At 64.2% G+C, this 19,898-nt stretch carries 19 protein-coding genes; 12 read left to right on the forward strand and 7 right to left on the reverse strand.

Annotated elements, in window-relative coordinates:
• The 3 genes from VI26_RS25125 to VI26_RS21955 form a co-directional block, all read right to left on the reverse strand.
• Positions 1-184: hypothetical protein (locus VI26_RS25125; protein ID WP_231581087.1), on the reverse strand; the 184-nt coding region annotated here is incomplete at its 3' end.
• Between the two features lie 54 nt (positions 185-238).
• The gene (locus VI26_RS21950; protein ID WP_048411900.1) at positions 239-1,459 is read right to left on the reverse strand and encodes a DUF2399 domain-containing protein; all 1,221 of its coding nucleotides are present in this window, start codon (positions 1,457-1,459) and stop codon (positions 239-241) included.
• A 10-nt stretch (positions 1,460-1,469) separates the two neighbouring features.
• Positions 1,470-1,685, reverse strand: a complete 216-nt coding sequence (locus VI26_RS21955) for a hypothetical protein (protein WP_048411901.1) — start codon at positions 1,683-1,685, stop codon at positions 1,470-1,472.
• A 15-nt stretch (positions 1,686-1,700) separates the two neighbouring features.
• Between VI26_RS21955 and VI26_RS21960 the strand changes: the two genes are divergently transcribed.
• The 9 genes from VI26_RS21960 to kynA all read left to right on the forward strand — a co-directional run bounded on the left by VI26_RS21960 (position 1,701) and on the right by kynA (position 9,626).
• Complete coding sequence (locus tag VI26_RS21960; RefSeq protein WP_048411902.1) at positions 1,701-2,213, forward strand: GNAT family N-acetyltransferase; 513 nt, start codon at positions 1,701-1,703, stop codon at positions 2,211-2,213.
• Between the two features lie 103 nt (positions 2,214-2,316).
• The gene (locus VI26_RS21965) at positions 2,317-2,709 is read left to right on the forward strand and encodes a hypothetical protein (RefSeq protein WP_048411903.1); all 393 of its coding nucleotides are present in this window, start codon (positions 2,317-2,319) and stop codon (positions 2,707-2,709) included.
• A 71-nt stretch (positions 2,710-2,780) separates the two neighbouring features.
• Positions 2,781-4,115, forward strand: a complete 1,335-nt coding sequence (gene miaB, locus VI26_RS21970; protein ID WP_048411904.1) for a tRNA (N6-isopentenyl adenosine(37)-C2)-methylthiotransferase MiaB — start codon at positions 2,781-2,783, stop codon at positions 4,113-4,115.
• A gap of 83 nt (positions 4,116-4,198) precedes the next feature.
• On the forward strand, positions 4,199-4,486 hold the full coding sequence (locus VI26_RS21975; protein ID WP_048411905.1) for a YciI family protein: 288 nt from the start codon (positions 4,199-4,201) through the stop codon (positions 4,484-4,486).
• 49 nt (positions 4,487-4,535) lie between these two features.
• Positions 4,536-5,522: a PhoH family protein gene (locus tag VI26_RS21980; protein ID WP_048411906.1), complete on the forward strand. Its 987-nt coding sequence runs from the start codon at positions 4,536-4,538 to the stop codon at positions 5,520-5,522.
• On the forward strand, positions 5,503-6,009 hold the full coding sequence (gene ybeY, locus VI26_RS21985) for an rRNA maturation RNase YbeY (RefSeq protein WP_048411907.1): 507 nt from the start codon (positions 5,503-5,505) through the stop codon (positions 6,007-6,009). The genes VI26_RS21980 and ybeY overlap by 20 nt, the downstream gene beginning before the upstream one ends.
• 3 nt (positions 6,010-6,012) lie before the next feature.
• Positions 6,013-6,864, forward strand: a complete 852-nt coding sequence (locus tag VI26_RS21990; protein ID WP_019102982.1) for an HlyC/CorC family transporter — start codon at positions 6,013-6,015, stop codon at positions 6,862-6,864.
• 269 nt (positions 6,865-7,133) lie between these two features.
• Positions 7,134-8,618, forward strand: coding sequence for an apolipoprotein N-acyltransferase (lnt, locus tag VI26_RS21995; RefSeq protein ID WP_048411927.1), 1,485 nt, complete (start codon positions 7,134-7,136; stop codon positions 8,616-8,618).
• A 165-nt stretch (positions 8,619-8,783) separates the two neighbouring features.
• Positions 8,784-9,626, forward strand: coding sequence for a tryptophan 2,3-dioxygenase (gene kynA / locus VI26_RS22000; protein ID WP_048411908.1), 843 nt, complete (start codon positions 8,784-8,786; stop codon positions 9,624-9,626).
• Between the two features lie 33 nt (positions 9,627-9,659).
• On the opposite strand, the gene VI26_RS22005 is transcribed toward kynA, so the two are convergent.
• The 4 genes from VI26_RS22005 to VI26_RS22020 form a co-directional block, all read right to left on the reverse strand.
• Positions 9,660-11,297: a methyl-accepting chemotaxis protein gene (locus VI26_RS22005; RefSeq protein WP_156184000.1), complete on the reverse strand. Its 1,638-nt coding sequence runs from the start codon at positions 11,295-11,297 to the stop codon at positions 9,660-9,662.
• A gap of 185 nt (positions 11,298-11,482) precedes the next feature.
• On the reverse strand, positions 11,483-12,970 hold the full coding sequence (locus tag VI26_RS22010; protein WP_048411910.1) for a CoA-acylating methylmalonate-semialdehyde dehydrogenase: 1,488 nt from the start codon (positions 12,968-12,970) through the stop codon (positions 11,483-11,485).
• Between the two features lie 41 nt (positions 12,971-13,011).
• Positions 13,012-14,328, reverse strand: a complete 1,317-nt coding sequence (locus VI26_RS22015) for an aspartate aminotransferase family protein (RefSeq protein ID WP_048411911.1) — start codon at positions 14,326-14,328, stop codon at positions 13,012-13,014.
• A gap of 184 nt (positions 14,329-14,512) precedes the next feature.
• Entirely contained in the window at positions 14,513-16,369 is a 1,857-nt protein-coding gene (locus VI26_RS22020) for a methyl-accepting chemotaxis protein (RefSeq protein ID WP_231581088.1), read from the reverse strand.
• A 284-nt stretch (positions 16,370-16,653) separates the two neighbouring features.
• Here VI26_RS22020 and VI26_RS22025 point away from each other — a divergent pair, with 284 nt between their 5' ends.
• From VI26_RS22025 to VI26_RS22035, 3 genes are read left to right on the forward strand one after another with little or no spacing between them, the layout of a single operon-like run.
• A complete protein-coding gene (locus tag VI26_RS22025; RefSeq protein WP_255360831.1) occupies positions 16,654-18,033 on the forward strand; it encodes a PLP-dependent aminotransferase family protein in 1,380 nt (459 codons plus the stop codon).
• Positions 18,034-18,066: 33 nt separating this feature from the next.
• Entirely contained in the window at positions 18,067-18,864 is a 798-nt protein-coding gene (locus VI26_RS22030) for an MOSC domain-containing protein (RefSeq protein WP_048411914.1), read from the forward strand.
• A 50-nt stretch (positions 18,865-18,914) separates the two neighbouring features.
• Complete coding sequence (locus tag VI26_RS22035; RefSeq protein ID WP_048411915.1) at positions 18,915-19,826, forward strand: glutaminase; 912 nt, start codon at positions 18,915-18,917, stop codon at positions 19,824-19,826.
• Positions 19,827-19,898 lie beyond the last annotated feature (72 nt).

Consider the following 19,898-nt stretch of genomic DNA (forward strand, 5'->3'; position numbering starts at 1 on the left):
TGAGCATTTTGAGCTCGTTTTTAACGCCGTATCGCTGAAGCGCAGCAGACTTTGAACAGGTTCTTAGGGCCATGGAGCCAAGGCGCTGCAGCGCCAGCCCCTGTTTGCTGATCAGCACCTTCTGTGTCACCCAATAAAAAAGGACGCAAATTCTGCGTCGCCTTTTATTCAAACCTGCCAGCACCTTGCTCCTCAGCCGGCGCGGCCGCACTCATCTCGCCGAGTGCAACACCACGGCTCAATCCCCCCATTCATCGATGAACAGCGCCTCCTGCTCCACCTTGCACTGCCGCTCCTGCATCTCCATCGCCAGACTGTGCAGCAAGGGCGGCAGGCCGCCGCCCATCAAGCGCGCCAGCTGCGCCTGGTCCGCCTCGCTCAAGGGCTGCGCGCCATTGGCCAGCGTCAGTTGCTCCGGCAGCATCCGCCACGGCTCCCACGGCCGGCCGGCCTGCTCCGCCACCTTGCCCACGGCCATCGCGATAGCGATGCCGGACGGGTCTAGGTCGCAGGCGATCTGCACCGGCACCCGCAGCAAGGACAGCAGATGGCGCACCGCCTCGCGCCAACGCTGGTGCGGCTGGCCCGGCACCCAGATGGTCAGCACCGGCAGCGCCTGCTGGCTGAGGGTTTGAAACACGCTGAGGTTTTCCACGATGCGCACGCTGCGGATCGCCCCCTCCACCGCGCTCACACCCAGCAAAGCCTCCGGCCCCAAGGCCACGCCTTGCTGCAGCAAGGCCGCGGACAACAGGCAGTGCTGTCCGGCCCACAGCCCCAGCGGCCCGGACAGGAACACATGCGGGGTGTGGCGGGCGATGCCGCAAGCTTCCAGATCGATGCCGAACTCCGCCAGCCACTGCCGGTCCGCCGCGCCGAAGGCCTTGCTGCGCCCCAGCGCACGTTGCGAGAATTGGCGCTCGGTGCCCCAGCTGCCGTCCAGCAACCATTGATCCAGCGCCTGGGCCAGCTTGAGCCGGCGCTCCAGCGTGGAGGATTGCAAATGCGGGCTCAGGCTTTCCGCCAAGCCCAGCAACAAGGGATGGCGCGGCTGCCAGCCGCGCCACAGCTCCACCACTTCCGCCTGCGGCCGCGGGTCGGCCATGCCCAGCAGGTGACGCAGGCCGTACATGTCCAGCCATTGCACCCAGAACGGTTCCAGCTGATTAAAGCGCAAGCCGGTTTCGGCATGCAGTTCCACTTCGCACCAGCCGGCCTCCAATAGCCGGCGCAGCAGGTTCTCCGCCAGCGTGGGGCTGTCCGCCAACGCCAGCAGGCTGCTCCAGCGCGCGCGGTTGCGCCGCGATTTGAGCCAGCCGCCCACCAGCTCCTGCTCTTCCAGGCTCAGCAGCAACGCTTGCGGCGTCGCCTGCGGCGTCAGCAGCAGATTATGGCCGCGCGCGCCCAGCGGGGTGCGGCGAATCTTGTCGGGGTCGATCAGGGACAGCCAGTGCGACATAAACGGCGACTCAAGGAATGGGGCGGATCAGGAATAGACCATTATTCCGCCAGAAATTCAATGCCGCGTGCGGCGCCGGCGCGTCCAAGGCCAGGGAAACCCCCTTGCGGTAGCGGTTCAGCGGGGCCTGCCGGCTGGCCGCGCGCGCGGCTGGCGCGCTATAATGCCATTCGTATTCGAACAGAGCGCGGCAGTCGCCGCGCTCTTTGCTTTTGTCGTTTTTCATGGATAGGCCGTACCGATGTCCGCAGTCAGTAGTCGCCAGGACGCCATCGTCCTGCGCCCGATGCAAGTTCGAGATTTACCCGCGGTGCTGCAAGTGCAGCAGCACTGCTACCCTGCCGAGATGCTGGAAAGCCGCGATGCGCTGGCCTCGCGCCAGCGTTTGTCGCCGGACACCTGCTGGGTGGCGGAACGTCCCGGCCAGTTGCTGGGTTATCTGTTTGCCCACCCCTGGGCCGGCAGCCGCCCGCCCAAGCTGGGCCATAAGCTGGAACAGCTGCCAACCGCCGCCGACACTCTGTTCATCCACGATCTGGCGCTGCATCCGGACGCGCGCGGTCACGGCCTGGGGCCGCGGCTGGTGCAAACCGTGCTGGGCCAGGGCCGCCGCCGCGGCCTGCGCCAGGCGCGGCTGGTGGCGGTACTGGGCGCCGCCCGTTATTGGCAGCGCTTTGGCTACCAGGCCAGCCGGGACAATGAGGCCAATGCCGCCTATGGCGAAGGCGCGGTGTGCATGCAGCGTTCATTGTAAAACGAGCCGCTTTGCCGCGCCGACGCGCCCATGCTCACAGGAAGATTTGGCCTGGCCGCCGGCCAAGCTATGATAGAATCGCGCGCAACGCATTCAATTCCTTATGAAAATACTCATCGTCGCCCTGCTCGCGGCATCGCTCGCCGCCCCCGCCCTGGCCGGCCGCCTGCTGCCCTTGGATCTGAAGGCCGGCACCGTCCGCGCCGTGGATGACGCCACCATCGAGTTCGTCAAGAAAGACCGCTCGCTGCTGGAAAGCCTGCTCGGCATTTTCATCCGCTCCAACCGCCAGTTTCCGCTGGCGCCCGGCCTGCGCATCTTCGATGAGAGCAACCGCTTCCTGCTGCGCGGCCAACTGGATACCCTGGAGGGCAAGCCAGTGGCCGTGACTTTCAATATGCAGGGCCAGATCAACCGCATCTGGGTGCTGCGTCCCGAGGAAGTGGAATTGCTGAAGCAAAGGGAGGCCGAGGCCGCCTCCCAGCCATCCCAATAATCCCGCGCGCGGCGCGCGCCTGCCAAGCAGGCCGCGACGAACCGACGGAAACACGCTGGAATCAAGCTGCAATGAAAAAGGTATACATCAAGACTTTCGGCTGCCAAATGAACGAGTACGACTCGGACAAGATGGCCGACGTGCTGTCCGACGCCGAGGGCATGATTCAGACCGACAAGCCGGAAGACGCCGACGTCATCCTTTTCAACACCTGTAGCGTGCGCGAGAAAGCGCAGGAAAAGGTGTTCTCCGACCTGGGCCGCATCCGCCCGCTGAAGGAAGCCAACCCCAATCTGATCATCGGCGTCGGCGGCTGCGTGGCGTCGCAGGAAGGCGAAACCATCGTCAAGCGCGCGCCCTATGTCGACGTGGTGTTCGGCCCGCAGACGCTGCATCGCTTGCCGGACCTGATCAAATCGCGCCAGTCCAGCGGCAGCTCGCAAGTGGATATTTCCTTCCCGGAAATCGAAAAATTCGACCACATCCCGCCGGCCAAGGTGGACGGCGGCGCGGCTTACGTGTCCATCATGGAAGGCTGTTCCAAGTACTGCTCCTTCTGCGTGGTGCCCTATACCCGCGGCGAGGAGGTCAGCCGCCCCTTCGACGACGTGCTGACCGAGATCGCCGGCCTGGCCGCGCAGGGCGTGAAGGAAATCACCCTGCTGGGCCAGAACGTCAACGCCTACCGCGGCGCGATGTCCGACGGCGAAATCGCCGATTTCGCGCTGCTGCTGGAATACGTGCACGAAGTGCCGGGCGTGGAGCGCATCCGCTTCACCACCAGCCACCCGCGCGAATTCAGCCAGCGCATCATCGATTGCTACGGCAAGCTGCCCAAGCTGGTGTCTCATCTGCACCTGCCGGTGCAAAGCGGCGCCGACCGCGTGCTGGCGGCGATGAAGCGCGGTTACACCGGCCTGGAGTACAAATCCATCATCCGCAAGCTGCGCGCGCTGCGCCCGGATCTGTGCCTGTCGTCGGACTTCATCGTCGGCTTCCCCGGCGAGACCGAGGCCGACTTCGAACAGACGCTGAAGCTGGTCAAGGACATGGAGGTCGACTTCAGCTATGTGTTCATCTACAGCCCGCGCCCGGGCACGCCGGCGTCCAATCTGCCGGACGACACCCCGCACGCGGAGAAAGTGCGCCGCCTGGAAGCCCTGAACGAGGTGATCGAGGCCAAGGGCTTCGCCATCAACCAGGCGATGGTAGGCACGGTGCAGCGCGTGCTGGTGGAAAGCGTGTCCAAGAAGGACGCCACCATGCTGGCGGCGCGCACCGCCAACAACCGCGTGGTCAACTTCGTCGGCCATCCGCGCCTGCTGAACCAGATGATGGACGTGCGCATCACCGAAGCCCGCCCGCACTCGCTGGTGGGCGAGGCGCTGATCACGGAAACCGCTTGAGCATGACGCCCGCCCGCCATTTTTTTGCGCCCGTCGCCGCCGGCGGGCGTATGCTTGAAGCTTTTCATCCCCACTGAGCCGCCATGTTCATCGTTTCGCTGAGCTACACCGCCCCGCTGTCCGATATCGACGCCTTGCTGGACCAGCATATTGTCTGGCTGCAGCAAGGCTATGCCGCCGGCCTGCTGCTGGCCTCCGGCCGCAAATCCCCGCGCACCGGCGGCGTGATCCTGGCCCGCGGCGAACGCGCCGAGCTGGAAGCGCTGCTGGCGCGCGACCCCTTCGCCGTCGCCAATGTCGCCCGCTACGAAATCACCGAGTTCCACGCAAGCATGAGCGCGCCGGAACTGGATTGCCTGCGGAACATTTGATGCTCGCCGCAGCCTTAACACCAGCCACGCTCCAGACCATACAAGCCGCATGACGACCTCGCATTCCGAACCGCTAAGCTTCAATCCCGTAGACAATGAACGGCTGGCCCGCCTGTGCGGCCCGCTGGACGAAAACCTGAAACAGATCGAAACCGGCCTGGACGTGACGGTGCAGCGCCGCGGCGAAAGCTTCCGCGTGCAGGGCGAGCAGGCCAAGGCCGCGGTGGAAGCGCTGACCCGGCTCTACCTGCTGGCGGAAAAGCAGGAGCTGTCGATAGACGACGTGCAACTGTGCCTGGTGGAACTGCGCCGCCACGCGGCCAATGGCGTCGAGACCGCAGCCGACGACGAAGACGTGCCGGTGCTGGTGACCCGCCGCGGAGATCTGCGCGGCCGCACCCCGCGTCAAAGCCGCTACATCAAGGCCATCCAGCAGCACGACATCACCTTCGGCATCGGCCCGGCCGGCACCGGCAAGACCTATCTGGCGGTGGGCTGCGCGGTGGACGCGATGGAGCGCGACGCGGTCAAGCGCATCGTGCTGGTGCGCCCGGCGGTGGAGGCCGGCGAGAAGCTGGGCTTCCTGCCCGGCGACCTGGCGCAGAAGGTCGACCCCTATCTGCGGCCGCTGTACGACGCGCTGTACGATCTGATGGGATTCGACCGCGTGACCCGGCTGTTCGAGAAGAACCTAATCGAGATCGCGCCGCTGGCCTATATGCGCGGCCGCACGCTGAACAACGCCTTCATCATTCTGGACGAGGCGCAGAACACCACGCCGGAACAGATGAAGATGTTCCTGACCCGCATCGGCTTCGGCTCCAGGGCGGTGATCACCGGCGACGTGACCCAGATCGACCTGGCCCGCCATCAGAAGAGCGGCCTGGTCGAGGTGGAACGCATCCTGGGCATGGTGCGCGGCATTCATTTCCATCATTTCCAGAGCGACGACGTGGTGCGCCATCCGCTGGTGCAGAAAATCGTCGACGCCTACGACCAATACCAAAGCAAGCAAGATGAAAAGAGCCAAGCGTAACCCGCTGCTGGCGCGGCTGGCCGCGCGCCTGGAACTGAGCCTGGACGTGCGCAGTCAAACCGCCGCGCTGCCGCGGCCCGCCGATCTGCGCCGCTGGAGCCAGGCGGCGCTGCAAGCCGGCGTCAAACAGGCCCAGGTCAGCATCCTGATCGTGGATGCCGACGAAGGCCGCCAATTGAACCATGACTACCGCGGCAAGGACTACGCCACCAATGTGCTGAGCTTCGCGCTCAACGAGGGCGATCCGGTGCCGGGCCTGCCGCTGATCGGCGATCTGGTGCTGTGCGCGCCGGTGGTGGAAAAAGAGGCCGCCGAGCAAAACAAGCCGCTGCAAGCGCATTACGCCCACCTGTTGGTGCACGGCATGCTGCACCTGCAGGGCTTTGACCATGAGCAAGACGACGAAGCCGAAACCATGGAGGCGCTTGAAACCGTCATCATGCAGAGGCTAGGATATCCCGACCCGTATCGAGAGGAGCAATTCTAAGAAATGGAAGACCCCAGTAAACCGCGGCCGACTTGGCTGGAACGCCTGTCCACCATGTTGCTGCGCGAGCCGGAAGATCGCGAAGAGTTGATCGAACTCTTGCACAACGCCTTCGAGCGCAATCTGCTGGACGCGGAAGCGCTCGGCATGATCGAGGGCGTGCTGGAAGTCAGCGAACTGACCGTGCGCGACGTGATGATTCCGCGCAGCCAGATGAACGTGATCAGCTGCGACGATCCGATCACCCGCTTCCTGCCTATGGTGATCGATTCCGGACACTCGCGCTTTCCGGTGATAGGCGACAGCAAGGACGACGTGCTGGGCATTCTGTTGGCCAAGGAACTGTTGCGCTATTTCCACGCGCCGGCCAGCTTCGACTTGAAGGCGGTGCTGCGCCCGGCGGTGTTCGTGCCGGAATCCAAGCCGCTGAATGTGCTGCTGCGCGATTTCCGCGCCACTCACAACCACATGGCGGTGGTGGTGGACGAATACGGCGGCGTGTCCGGCCTGGTGACCATCGAGGACGTGATCGAGCAGATCGTCGGCGACATCGAGGACGAATACGACACCGAGGACGACGAAGAAGACATCCTGCCGGTGCGCGGCCATCAGCGCTACCGGGTCAAGGCGCTGACCGAGATCGAGGACTTCAACCATTACTTTGAAACCGATTTCGAAGACGACGATGTCGACACCGTCGGCGGCCTGGTGATCTCGCTGACCGGCCACCTGCCCAAGCGCGGCGAGGCGGTGGAAGCCGCCGGCCTGCGCTTCACCGTGCTGCGCGCCGACAACCGCCGCGTCGACACCCTGCTGGTGGAGCGGATTCAGGCCGGGGAAACCAGCGAGGTCTGAGAAGCGGCGCGCCTTCTGCTTCGCGGCGGAGGCCTGGCTTGAGCACGGCTGAGAAACGCCCATGCGCCGCCTGCGCATTGCGCTTTCCCAGCCGTTTCGGCCTTGTCTCGCCCACGCTCGCAAGAGCGTGAACAGACGCTGAACGCCGCTGCCGGAAGCCGGCGGCCGGATTGGGCTTGGAGCCCGCGCCGCCCGCTCCTAAGATGAAGATCAGCTATTTGACAATCCGTCGGCCGGCTTTTGCCGGCCGGCTTCGCCTGATGCCTACCATGCGCACTTTACTGGTCCTGCTGGCAGCCGCCTTGGCTGGCAGCCTCACACTGTTCGCCTTCGCCCCCTATCGGCTATTCTGGATCATGCCGCTGTCTTTGGCGGCGCTGGCCGACCTGACTCAACGCCACCCGCAGCGCGCGTTCTGGATCGGCTATGTCTGGGGTCTGGCCGCCTACACCAGCAACTTCAACTGGATCTACAACAGCCTGCACGACGTGGCCGGCCTGCCGGCCTGGATCGCCCTGCCGCTGGTGCTCTTGCTGCCGGCCTATCTGGCGCTCTACCCGGGCCTCGCGATGTGGCTGAGCGCCCGCGTCACCGCCAAGCCGTGGCAGCGCTGGCTGCTGGCCTTCCCGGCGCTGTGGGAACTGGGGGAATGGCTGCGCGGCTGGGTGCTGACCGGCTTCCCCTGGGCCGCCGCCGGCTACTCGCAGATCACGGAAAGCCCGCTGGCCGGCTATACGCCGCTGGGCGGCTCCCACCTGGTCACCTACCTGGTGGCGCTGTCCGCCGGCGCGCTGGCACTGATGGTGCACGGTTCCTGGCGGCTGCGCGCCGGCTTGCTGCTCGCCGCGCTGGCGGTATGGGGCAACGGCCAAGGGCTGAAGAGCATCGAATGGACCCAGCCGCTGGGCAAGCCCATCAGCGTGGCGCTGGCGCAGGGCAATATCGCCCAGGAGCTGAAATGGTCGCCGGAAAACCTGGAAGAATCGCTGCGCGTGTATTACCAGCAAGTGGCCACCACCCGCGCCGACCTGATGCTGCTGCCGGAAACCGCGCTGCCGCTGTTTCTGGACGACCTGCCCTCCGGCTACCTGAGCATGATGGAGGGCCAGGCCCAGCGTGCCGGCATGGCGCTGGCCACCGGGGTGCCGCGCCGCACCAACGACGGCCGCGGTTATCTGAACGCGGTGGTGGCGCTGACCACGCCGGGCCGGCCCTATTTCGCCAAGGACCACCTGGTGCCGTTCGGCGAATTCATCCCGGTGCCGGGGCTGATAGGCTGGATTTACCAGTTCATGAATATGCCGATGTCCGGCTTCAGCAGCGGCGGCGCCAACCAGCCACCGCTGCCGCTGGCAGGCGAGAAGATCGCCTTCAACGTCTGCTACGAGGACAGCTTCGGCGAGGAGCTGATAGGCCCGGCGGCCCAGGCCAGCATCATGGCCAACGTCAGCAATCTGGCCTGGTTCGGCAAGAGCGTGGCGATGAGCCAACACTTGCAGTTGTCGCAGACGCGGGCGCTGGAAAATGGCCGCTACATGCTGCGCGCCACCAATAACGGCATGACCGCCATCATCCGCCCGGACGGCGAGATCGCCTCGGTGGCGGCGCCCTATACCCGCCAGGTGTTGCAAGGCTTCGCTCAGGGCCGCCAGGGACTGACCCCCTATATGCGGCACGGCAACGCGCCGGTCTTGATAGGCTGCGCGGCGCTGCTGCTGCTGGCCATGTTGCTGGGGCGCAAGCACCGTCCTTGAGCGTTGCCGGCTCTGCCCAGCGAACGCGCGATGTTTCCACTCTGGAACATCGCGCGTTTTGACATTCGGCCCCGGATTCCCGATCATCATTCGCCGGCGACGCGAACCGGCCCTGCGCCGAAATCACACCAAGAAACGCCGCGCCGCCTCTACAAGGGAATCAAGATGAACGAGAGAAAACTGGAAGCCGGGATCGTCACCAACTTTTCCGAGCGCATGAGCTATGGCGGTTATCTATGCCTGGACCAGCTGCTGGCCTGTCAGAAACCGCTGTCCGATCCGCCGCACCACGACGAGCTGCTGTTCGTGATCCAGCATCAGACCTCCGAACTGTGGATGAAGCTGATGCTGCATGAGCTGCAGGCAGCGGTGCGTTTCGTCCAGCAGGACACGCTGGGCCCCAGCTTCAAATGCCTAGCGCGGGTCAAACAGATCCAGCGCCTGCTGTTCGAGCAATGGGCGGTATTGGAGACGCTGACGCCGTCGGAATACATGGAGTTCCGCGATGTGCTGGGCAATTCCTCCGGCTTCCAATCGCATCAATACCGCTCCATCGAATTCCTGCTGGGCAACAAGAACCAGGCGATGCTCAATGTGTTCGCCCATGAGGCGGACAAACACGCCTCGCTGCAAGCCATCCTGGAAGCGCCCAGCCTGTACGATGAATTCCTGCGCCACCTGGCGCGGCGCGGCCTGCCGGTGCCGGCCTCCAGCCTGGAACGCGACTGGTCGCAGCCCTATCAGCGCAACCCGGAACTGATCCCGCTGTTCAAGTTGATCTACGACCAGCCCCAGCAGCACTGGGAAGCCTATGAGATGGCGGAAAAGCTGGTGGACGTGGAGGAATACTTCCACCTGTGGCGCTTCCGCCATATGAAGACAGTGGAGCGGGTCATCGGCTTCAAGCAAGGCACCGGCGGCTCCAGCGGCGTGCGTTTCCTCAAGCAGGCGCTGGAGCTGACTTTCTTCCCGGAGTTGCTGGACGTGCGTACAGAAATCGGCCGCTGACGCGGCGGCGGCACGGGCCCCCGCGCCGCCGGCTCAACAGCGGAAGCGCGACACCAGCCCGCGCAGATTGCCGGCTAGCTGGCGCATGTCCACCAGCGCCGCCGAGGCGGTGGACGCCGCCTGCGCGTTCTTGCTGGAGCTCATCGCGATTTGCTCGACGTACTGGGCGATGTCCTGGCTGGCGGTGCCCTGCTCCTTCAGCGCGTGGGAAATATCGTTGACCACGCCCAGCACGCCGCTGGCGCTGTGGCTGATTTCGCCCACCGCCGCGCCGCCCTGCTCGGCCAGTTCCAGGCCGTTCTTGGCGCGCCGCACCGCTTCTTCCATCGAGCCGTGCGACTGGGTGGAGCTTTGCTGGATCTCGGCGATCATGCCGGCGATCTCCTCGGTGGCCTGGGCGGTGCGTTCGGACAGCTTGCGCACCTCGTCCGCCACCACCGCGAAGCCACGGCCCTGCTCACCGGCGCGCGCCGCCTCGATCGCCGCGTTCAAGGCCAGGAGATTGGTCTGATCGGCGATGTCCTTGATCACCTGCATGATGCCGGAGATCACCTGCGCCTTGTCCACCAGTTCATTGATGGTGCCGGCCGCCAATTCCACCGATTCATTGATGCGGCGCATTTCCGCCACCGCTCGCGAGATCACCTCGCTGCCCTGCTGCGACGATTCGCCGGACTGCTCGGACAGGCTGCGGGCATCCTGGGCGCGGTCGGAAATATGGTTGATGCTGACGGTCAGCTCCTCTATCGAGGCCGCCATCGAGGTGGCCGCCTCGCTTTGCTGCTCGGAACCGCTGGCAACGGCGGCGGCATGACCGCTGACGTCGTCGCTCATTTCAGACACCCGATTGGCCGCGGCGGCGATTTCTCCCACCAGCTGCCGCAGCTGCGCCTGCATGCCGGCCACATTGGCCAGCAAGCTGTCCTGGTCGCCGGCCTTCACCGGCACCGCCATGTCCAGTTGCCCGGCGGCGATGCGTTTGACGATATCCACGGTGACCGCCGGCTCGCCGCCCAACTGGCCCAGCACGCTGCGCATGATGTAGCCGCCCAGGCCGGCCAGCAGCAGCAGGATCACGCCGACCTCCAGCGCCAGGTTGAACAGCGATTTGTGATAGGCGGCAGCCACATCATCCAGATAGATGCCGGTGCCCAACACCCAGCCCCAGCCGGGCGAAGTCATCAAATAGGAAATCTTGGGCTGCGGCGCGTCGAAGCCCGGCTTGTCCCACACATAGCTGGCATAGCCCTTGCCGCCGCCGCTGCTCAAGGCCTGATCGAACAGCTGGCCCATGTCCTGGCCGCTGCCTTCCTTGACCCCGTGCAGGTTCTTGCCGATCAAGGCAGGCTTCACGCCGTGGGCGACATAGGTCAGGCTCTTGTCGAAGGCGAAGAAATACTCGCGCTGGTCGTAGCGCATGCTGTTGAGCGCCGCCGCGGCCTGCTGCTTGGCTTGCGGCTCGCTCATCTTGCCGTCCGCCGCCATCTTTTCGTAGGACACCACCAGCGCCGCCGCCGACTCCACCAGATTGCGCGTCTTGTCCTTGCGGTCCTGCAGCATGGTGTCGCGCTCGCGCATCACCGACAGCACGCCTATCGCCGCCACCAGCAAGGCCATCGCCACCAACAGCAGCAGCAGACGGCCGCGCAGGCTCATTGTTGTTTTGTTCATTTCCATCTCCCCACACCTTGTTCACTTATTCTAGACAGCGCTGATCGCTCTTTTTGCGCGATTAGTCCTAGTTTGAGGCATTTCAACAAAAAATATCAACAGCATATAAAAAAGGCCCGGATCGCTCCGGGCCAGACTGAACGCAAGCGGTCATACCCGCGTCCAGGGTCGTCATTCCACACGCCTCACTTCATCGTCGGCATCACGAACTCGGCGGTCATCTTGGCCGGCCAGCGGCTGGTCACCGTCTTCATCCGGGTATAGAAACGCACGCCCTCCGGACCATGCATATGGTGATCGCCGAACAGCGAGGCCTTCCAGCCGCCAAAGCTGTGGAAGGCCATCGGCACCGGAATCGGCACATTGATGCCCACCATGCCCACCTGGATGCGGTGGCTGAATTCGCGCGCGGCGCCACCGGAGCGAGTGAAGATGCTGGTGCCGTTGGCGAAGGGGTGGGCATTGATCAGGCTCACCGCGCTGTCGAAGTCCGGCACCCGCACCACCGCCAGCACCGGCCCGAAGATTTCCTCCTGGTAGATGGTCATCTCCGGCGTCACGTGATCAAACAGGCAGCCACCAAGGAAAAAGCCGTCCTCGTGGCCGGGATGGCGGTAGCCGCGACCATCCACCACCAGCCGCGCGCCTTCGGCCACGCCCTGTGCGACATAGCCCGTCACCTTGTCCAAGTGCTGGCGCGTCACCAGCGGCCCCATTTCCGCCGCCGCGTCGTCGCCCACGCCTATCTTCAGATTGCGCGCGCGCTCGGCCAGCCGCGCCACCAGTTCATCGCCGATATCACCGACGGCCAGCACCACCGAGATCGCCATGCAGCGCTCGCCGGCCGAACCGTAGGCGGCGCCGATCAGCGCTTCCACCGCGCCGTCCAGGTCCGCGTCCGGCATCACCACCAGGTGGTTCTTGGCGCCGCCCAGCGCCTGCACCCGCTTGCCGTGGCGCGCGCCGGTTTCATAGATGTACTGGGCAATCGGCGTGGAGCCGACGAAGCTGAGCGCGGCGATGTCGGGATGGGTGAGCAAGGCGTCCACCGCCTGCTTGTCGCCGTGCACCACATTGAATACGCCGGCCGGCAAGCCGGCCTGCTGCAGCAGTTCAGCCAGCAGCAGCGCGGCGGAGGGGTCACGCTCCGACGGCTTGAGGATGAAGCAGTTGCCGCAGGCCAGCGCCACCGGGAACATCCACAGCGGCACCATGGCCGGGAAGTTGAACGGAGTGATGCCGGCCACCACGCCCAGCGGCTGACGCATGGAATGGCTGTCGATGCCGCCGCCCACCTGTTCGGTGAACTCGCCCTTCAGCAACTGCGGAATGCCGCAGGCGAATTCCACCACCTCCAGCCCACGAGTGACTTCGCCAATGGCGTCGGACACCACCTTGCCGTGCTCGCTGGAAATCAGCGCCGCCAAGCGCTGCTGGTTCTGCTCCAGCAGTTCCTTGAACTTGAACATCACCCGCGCCCGCTTCAGCGGCGAGGTTTCCGCCCAGGCCGGAAAGGCCTTGCGCGCCGCCGCCACCGCGGCCTGCACCTCGTCCGGGCCCGCCAGCGGCACGCGGGCGGCGACACGGCCCAACGCTGGGTTGTAGACATCGCCAAAGCGGCCGCTCTGGCCTTCGCAGCGCTCGCCGCCGATGTAATGAGGAATGTTCTGCATGCTAGTTCCGATGGGTATGGGTTGAGTGTTCGGCGCCGCGCTTATTCGCAGGCGCGCAAGGCGGTGGCGATGGTGTCGAACAGCCGGTCGATCTCATGCTTTTCGATGATCAAGGGCGGCGATACCGCCAGGATGTCGCCGGTGAAGCGCAGCAGCACGCCTTGCTCCCAGCACTTGAGGAAGACGTCGAAACCGCGCTGCCCAGCGGCGCCGGGGCGGCTGTCCAGCTCGATGCCGGCCACCAGGCCCAGATTGCGGATGTCCTTGACATAGGGCTGACCGCGCAAGGCGTGCGCGCGCTCCTCGAAATAAGCGGACAGGCCGGCGGCGCGCTCGAACAACTGCTCCTCGCGGTACAGATCCAGCGAGGCGATCGCCGCGGCGCAGGCCAGCGGGTGGGCGGAATAAGTGTAGCCGTGCGGAAACTCGATCATGCGTTCGCCGGCGGCGGCCATGAAGGCGTCGTGGATCTCCGGCTTCAGCAGCAGCGCGCCCATAGGCACCACGCCGTTGGTCAGACCCTTGGCGCAGGTGATGATGTCCGGCAGCACGCCGAACTTGTTGGCCGCCCAGTCCGCGCCCAGGCGGCCGAAGCCGGTGATCACCTCGTCGAAGATCAGCAGGATGCCGTAGCGGTCGCAGATTTCGCGCAAGCGCCGCAAATAGCCCTTGGGCGGGATCAGCACGCCGGTGGAGCCGCCCATAGGCTCGACGATGACGGCGGCGATGGTGGATGGGTCGTGCAGGGTCAGGATGCGCGCTTCCAGTTCGTCGGCGAACTCGGCGCCATGCTCCGGCTCGCCGCGGCTGAAGGCGTTGCGCGCCAGATCATGGGTGCTGCGCAGATGGTCCACCGCCGGCAAGGACACCGGAAAATGCTTGCGGTTGCCGGCCATGCCGCCCACCGAGATGCCACCGAAGTTGACACCGTGATAGCCGCGCTCGCGGCCGATCAGCTTGACGCGGGCGGCGTCGCCGCGCACGCGGTGGTAAGCCACCGCCATCTTCAACGCGGTGTCCACCGCCTCCGAACCGGAGCCGACGAAGAAGGCCTTGCTCAAGCCCTTGGGCGCCATCGCCACCAGCTTGTCGGCGGCCTCGAAAGCCTTGGGGTGGGCCATCTGGAACGGCGGCGCGTAATCCAGCGTCGCCACCTGGCGCTGCACCGCTTCGACGATGGGCTTGCGGTTGTGGCCGGCGGTCACGCACCACAGGCCGGCGCTGCCGTCCAGGATCTGGCGGCCCTGGTCGTCGGTGTAATACATGCCGTCGGCGCTCACCAGCATGCGCGGCGCGCTCTTGAACTGGCGATTGGCGGTGAACGGCATCCAGTACGCGTCCATCTGCAGCTGCTCCATCGTTGTCTCCCCTGGCTTTCTGCCGAATGATGACAACTAATCTAGCCGCGCGACCAATACAATTACAGGTACAGTTTGTGCTGTTTTTCAGCATCCCGTATCGGCGAAAACACCAATACGGTTACCGCCGCCAGCCATGAAAAAACCCGGCCGCAGCCGGGTTTCCTGTGTCGTGCCAGCTCGCTTAAACGCGGAAGCTGGAGAACAGCTGTCGCATATCCTTCGCCGTCTGCGCCAGATCGTTCAAGGTGTCGTGCACGGTCTGCAGCGCGCCGTCGCTGTCGACGATGCGGCCGTTGATCTGCTCGGTGCTCTGCGCGATCACGGTGGTGGCCTTGTGCTGTTCGCTGGTGGACAAGGTGATCTCGTTCATCTTGGCCATCACTTCCTGCATCGCCTGCTGGATCTGCTCGATGCGCTGCACCGCGCTGCCGGTCAGCTCCACGCCATCGTCCACCGAGCTGACGGTGCGCTGCATATTGGTCACCGCCTGGCTGGTTTCCTCGCGGATGGTGCTGACCATGCCGGAGATTTCCACCGTGGCCTGGCCGGTGCGCTCGGCCAGCTTGCGCACCTCGTCCGCCACCACCGCGAAGCCGCGGCCCATCTCGCCGGCGCGCGCCGCCTCGATCGCCGCGTTCAAGGCCAGCAGGTTGGTCTGATCGGCAATGTCCTTGATCACATTGGTGATGCCGCTGATCTGCTGCGAACGCTGGTCCAGCGACACCAACATGCCGGACAAGCCCTTCACCGCTTCCACCGTGCTGTTCATCTCGCGGGAGATGCGCTGCATTTCGTTGGCGCTTTCGCTGGACACGGTACCGGTGTGATTGACCAGCGAATCCGCTTCGCGCGCGGCATCGGCGATATGGGAGATGCTGACGGTGATCTCTTCCAGCGTCGCGGCGTTGGAACTGGACACGTCGGAAATCTGCCGTGAATCCCGCGCCACCTGATCCACCGTGGTGGCCACGCTCTGCACGCCGCTGGTGACGTTTTCCGCCTCGGTGCGCACCGCGATGAACATGCTTTGCAAACGCTGGATGAAGCTGTTGAACGCGGTCGCGGTTTCGGCGATCTCATCCTGGCCCTGCACTTCGATGCGGCGGGTCAGGTCGCCCTCGCCCTTGGAGATTTCCAGCATTGCGTTGCGCAGGCGACCCAGGCCGGCCAGCATCTTGCTCAGCATCACGCTGGCCACCGGGATCAGCACCACCACGCACAATGCCCCCAGACCCACCACGGTCAGCAGCAGCTTTTCCAGCGGTTCGCTGACCACGGACTTATCTATCATCACCCCCAGCAGCCAGTTGGTGCCTTCCACCGGATCCACTTGCACCAGCTTGGCTTCTCCGTTGACTTCGATCTCTTCCATCGCGCTGCTGGTGGACAGCTGCACCAGTTTCTCGCCGGTCAGCGCCGGCACTTTTTCCGCCAGCGGCTTAAGCGTCAGCGTGGTGTCCGGATGAGCAATCACCTTGCCGCTCTTGTCCACCAGGAAGGCGTAGCCATTGCCGCGCAGTTTGGCGGACAACACGGTCTTGACCAGGTCGTCGATGAAGATGTCGCCGCCCACCACCGCCTTCAGCGTGGAGCCGTCGAACACCGGGGATACAAAGGTCACCACCAGTTTCTTGGTGTCGAAGTCGACATAGGGATCGGACACGCCCGGCTTGCCGCTGGCCTGGGCCTGCTGATACCAGGGCCGCGCCACCGGATCGTAACCCGCCGGCTGCGGTTTGAAATCGGAACGTATCATCTTGTGATCGGCGGTGCCGATATAGGTCATGTCGTAGCCGCCGGCCTGGCTCAGGCGCGCCAGCGTCGGCATCGGTTCCGGGGTGCCCACCACCGGGTTGCCGGCAATCACCACCTTGACCTTGCTGCCATACCAATCCTTGACCAGGTTGGCGTAGCCGCGCGAGGTGCTGGATAGCTCATTGTCCACGCCCTGGACAATTTCATTGCGCATCTGGGTATAGACCAGCGTCGTGATAATGGCGCCCAGCAAAACCAGCAGCACCGCGATGAATACAATCAATTTTACCCGCAAGGAGCGCATTTCCGACCTCCATCCCCAATTCGACTTGGCTTGCCCTGATTGATTATCAATGTCCGGCCAAGCACTGTTATGATCATTCTCGATACCGGATGTCCTTCCCTTGTCTTAGCCGTTCAGTACCTAAAGCTCAATAAAAAACTGTGTACTCGGCAAGCCGGTCATGCCATCCGGTTTATGACGTGATATTTATCACAAGCTGTTCCCAACGGACAGACCCTATCTCAATGCTGTCGAAATAATGCGCCATGGCCAATTTTCGTCTTATGCCTGAAGATGGCATTACCTTGGTTGAAAACATCGTCAATTCAGCTATTTCGGCCATCCAATGCGGACAATGGCGCAATGGCGCAAAAATCCCATCTATTCGCAGCATGGCCAGGGAACTTGACGTCAGCCCCTTCACCGTTGTCGAGGCTTACGACCGGCTGGTCACCCTGGGCTATCTCGAAGCGCGGCGCGGTTCCGGTTTCTACGTCGAAGCGCGGCGCGAAGCCCAGACACCTCGGCAGGCGCCGCCGCCGCGCGTGTGGCCGGTGGACGAATACTGGCTGCTGCGCAAGATCTATCAGCAGGACGCCAATACCTTGTTCGCCGGCTGCGGCTGGCTGCCCTCGCACTGGTACGATGCCGAGGCCCAGCAAAAAGCCTTGCGCCAACTGGCGCGCGACGCCATTGCCGCGCCCGGCTACGGCGACCCCAAGGGTTATCTGCCGCTGCGCGAACAATTGGCCGAGCGTCTGGCGGAACGCGGCATCGCGGCGCGTGCCGACGATATCGTGCTGACCCAGGGCGCCAGCCGCGCGCTGGACATGGCGGCCTGCGCGCTGCTGCAGGCCGGCGACACCGTGCTGGTCGACGATCCCGGCTATTGCAATCTGCTGTCCTGCCTGGCCTTCCGCGAGTTCAAGCTGGTGCCGGTGCCGTGGACCGAGCACGGGCCCGATCTCGAACAACTGCGCGCGTTGCTGCGCCAGCATCGGCCACGGGCCTTCTTCACCAATCCCTGGCTGCAAAACCCCACCGGCGCCAGCTACGCGCCGTCCATTGCCCACCAAGTGCTGCGGCTGGCCGAGGAACACGATTTCCTGATCGTGGAGGACAATGTCTCCGGCGATTTCGCCGCCGGCCGCCAGCAAACATTGGCGGCGCTGGACGGACTCAAGCGCGTGCTCTACATCGACAGTTTTTCCAAATCGCTGTCACCCGGCCTGCGCGTCGGTTATCTGGCCGGGCCGGCCGAACTACTGGAGCGCGTCGTTCACTACAAGATGATGTCGGGGCTGACCTCGCCGGAGTTGAATGAACGGCTGGCACTGGAGCTGATCAGCGAGGGCCGTTACCGCCGCCAGCTGGAGCGCCTGCGTTCGCGGCTAGCCGAAGCCCAGGCCCAATGTCAGCAACTATTCACCGAGCACGGCTGGCAGTTGTTCGCTCGCCCGGCCAACGGCCTATTCATCCTGGCGCGTCCGCCCAGCGAGCTGGACGCGACCAGCCTGGCCGAGCAGGCGCAGCTGCGGCAGATCCTGCTGGCGCCCGGCCATTTATTCCGCGCTCACGGCATGCGTTCCGACTGGCTGCGCTTCAACGTTGCTTTCAGCCAGGATCGTCGGCTGTGGGATTTTCTGACTCTCCGGCCACAGTGATAAGATGTGGACATCCAGCCTAGCGGAGCCCCTATGCAACTCGTAGAAATGTTCGTCCATCCATTGAAGTCCTGCCGTGGCATCTCTTATAGCCGAGCCTACGCCAGCAAGCAGGGTTTGCTGCATGACCGCGAATGGCTGCTCGCCGGCGATAACGGCCGCTTTTTCACCGCGCGCTCGCATCCGCAGCTGGTGCGCGTGGAAGTGGACCTGATTCCCGGCGGCGCGCTGTTCAAATATCCCGGCAAGCCCCCCATCCTGGCAATGAGCACCCAGTACCAGCAAGAAGCCGCAGCCACGGTATGGAAGGACAGCTTTACCGCCTACCATGGCGACCGGGCCGTCGACCACTGGTTCAGCGAGCTGCTGGGCGAGCCCTGCCAATTGCTGTGGCTGGGCATGCAGTCGCAGCGCCGGCTAAAGGACAGCGAGCATGCGATGTCCTTCGCCGATGGCTATCCTTATCTACTGGTGAACCAGGCCTCGCTGGACGCGCTGAACGATGAGTTGGACCAGCCGGTATCGCTGCGCCACTTCCGTCCCAATCTGGTGGTAAGCGGCGAGTACGCCTGGGAAGAGGACGATTGGAAGGTGATTCAGATCGGCGATGTGGTGTTCGACGTGGCCAAGCCCTGTAGCCGCTGCGTACTGACCACGGTGGACCCGGATACCGGGATCAAATCGCCGGAACAGCAGCCACTACGCACCCTGGTCAGCATCCGCACCTTGCCGGAAGGGGTCTGTTTCGGCGTCAACCTGGTGCCGCGCAATGAAGGCGCGCTGGAGCTGGGCGCGGAGTTCCGCGTGCTGGAAAGCCGCTACGAGTTTTGACCCCGACGCCGGTTCGCCGGCGTTGTTACCGCTTTATGCTGAATAGATTCATGAATTTGCAAGTCATCATTGATCAAATCCAACGCGAAGTCGCCGCCTATTACGGCCAGGGCCGCGTCGCCGACTACATTCCGGCGCTGGCCGAAGTGGCGCCGCGCCAATTCGGCATGGCCATCACCACGCTGGACGGTCGGCATTATCGCTGCGGCGATGCGGCCACCCCCTTTTCCATCCAGAGCATTTCCAAGGCCTTCATGTTGGCGCTGACACTGGAGGCCGAGGGCGATACGCTGTGGCGTCATGTCGGCAAGGAACCTTCCGGCAATCCCTTCAATTCCCTGGTGCAGCTGGAGTACGAGGATGGGGTGCCGCGCAACCCCTTCATCAATGCCGGCGCCCTGGTGGTCACCGACCGAGCGATCAGCCACTTCGGCGACGCTCATGGCGCCTTATTGGCCCGCCTGCGCCAGGAGTCCGGCAATGCCACCCTGTGCGGCAATGCCCGCGTAGCCGAATCCGAGCGCGCGCACGGCCACCGCAACGCGGCGCTGGCTCACTTCATGAAGAGCTATCACAACCTCGACAACGACGTCGAAACCGTGCTGCAGCAGTATTTCAACAGCTGCAGCATCGTGATGAACTGCGTGGAACTGGCCAATGCCGGCCTGTTTCTGGCCAACCGCGGCGTTACCCGAGACGGCCGGCAAACGCTGAGCCGCAGTCAGGCCAAACAGATCAACGCGGTCATGCTGACTTGCGGCACTTACGATGCCGCCGGCGAGTTCGCCTACCGCGTCGGCCTGCCGGTGAAAAGCGGCGTTGGCGGCGGCATGCTCGCCATCATCCCCGGCAAGATGAGCATCGCGGTATGGAGCCCGGAGCTGGATGGCAAGGGCAATTCGGTGTTGGGCCTGGAAGCGCTGGATCGTTTCACCACGCGTACCGGTTTGTCGATCTTTTAAGCACGCCGGCTCCGCTGGGCGCCGCCAAAAGAAAAAACCCGCTCAAGGCGGGTCTTTTCTTTTCCGGCAATG

Origin of the sequence: Chromobacterium sp. LK1 (genome assembly GCF_001043555.1) — a bacterium.
GTDB lineage: Bacteria > Pseudomonadota > Gammaproteobacteria > Burkholderiales > Chromobacteriaceae > Chromobacterium > Chromobacterium aquaticum.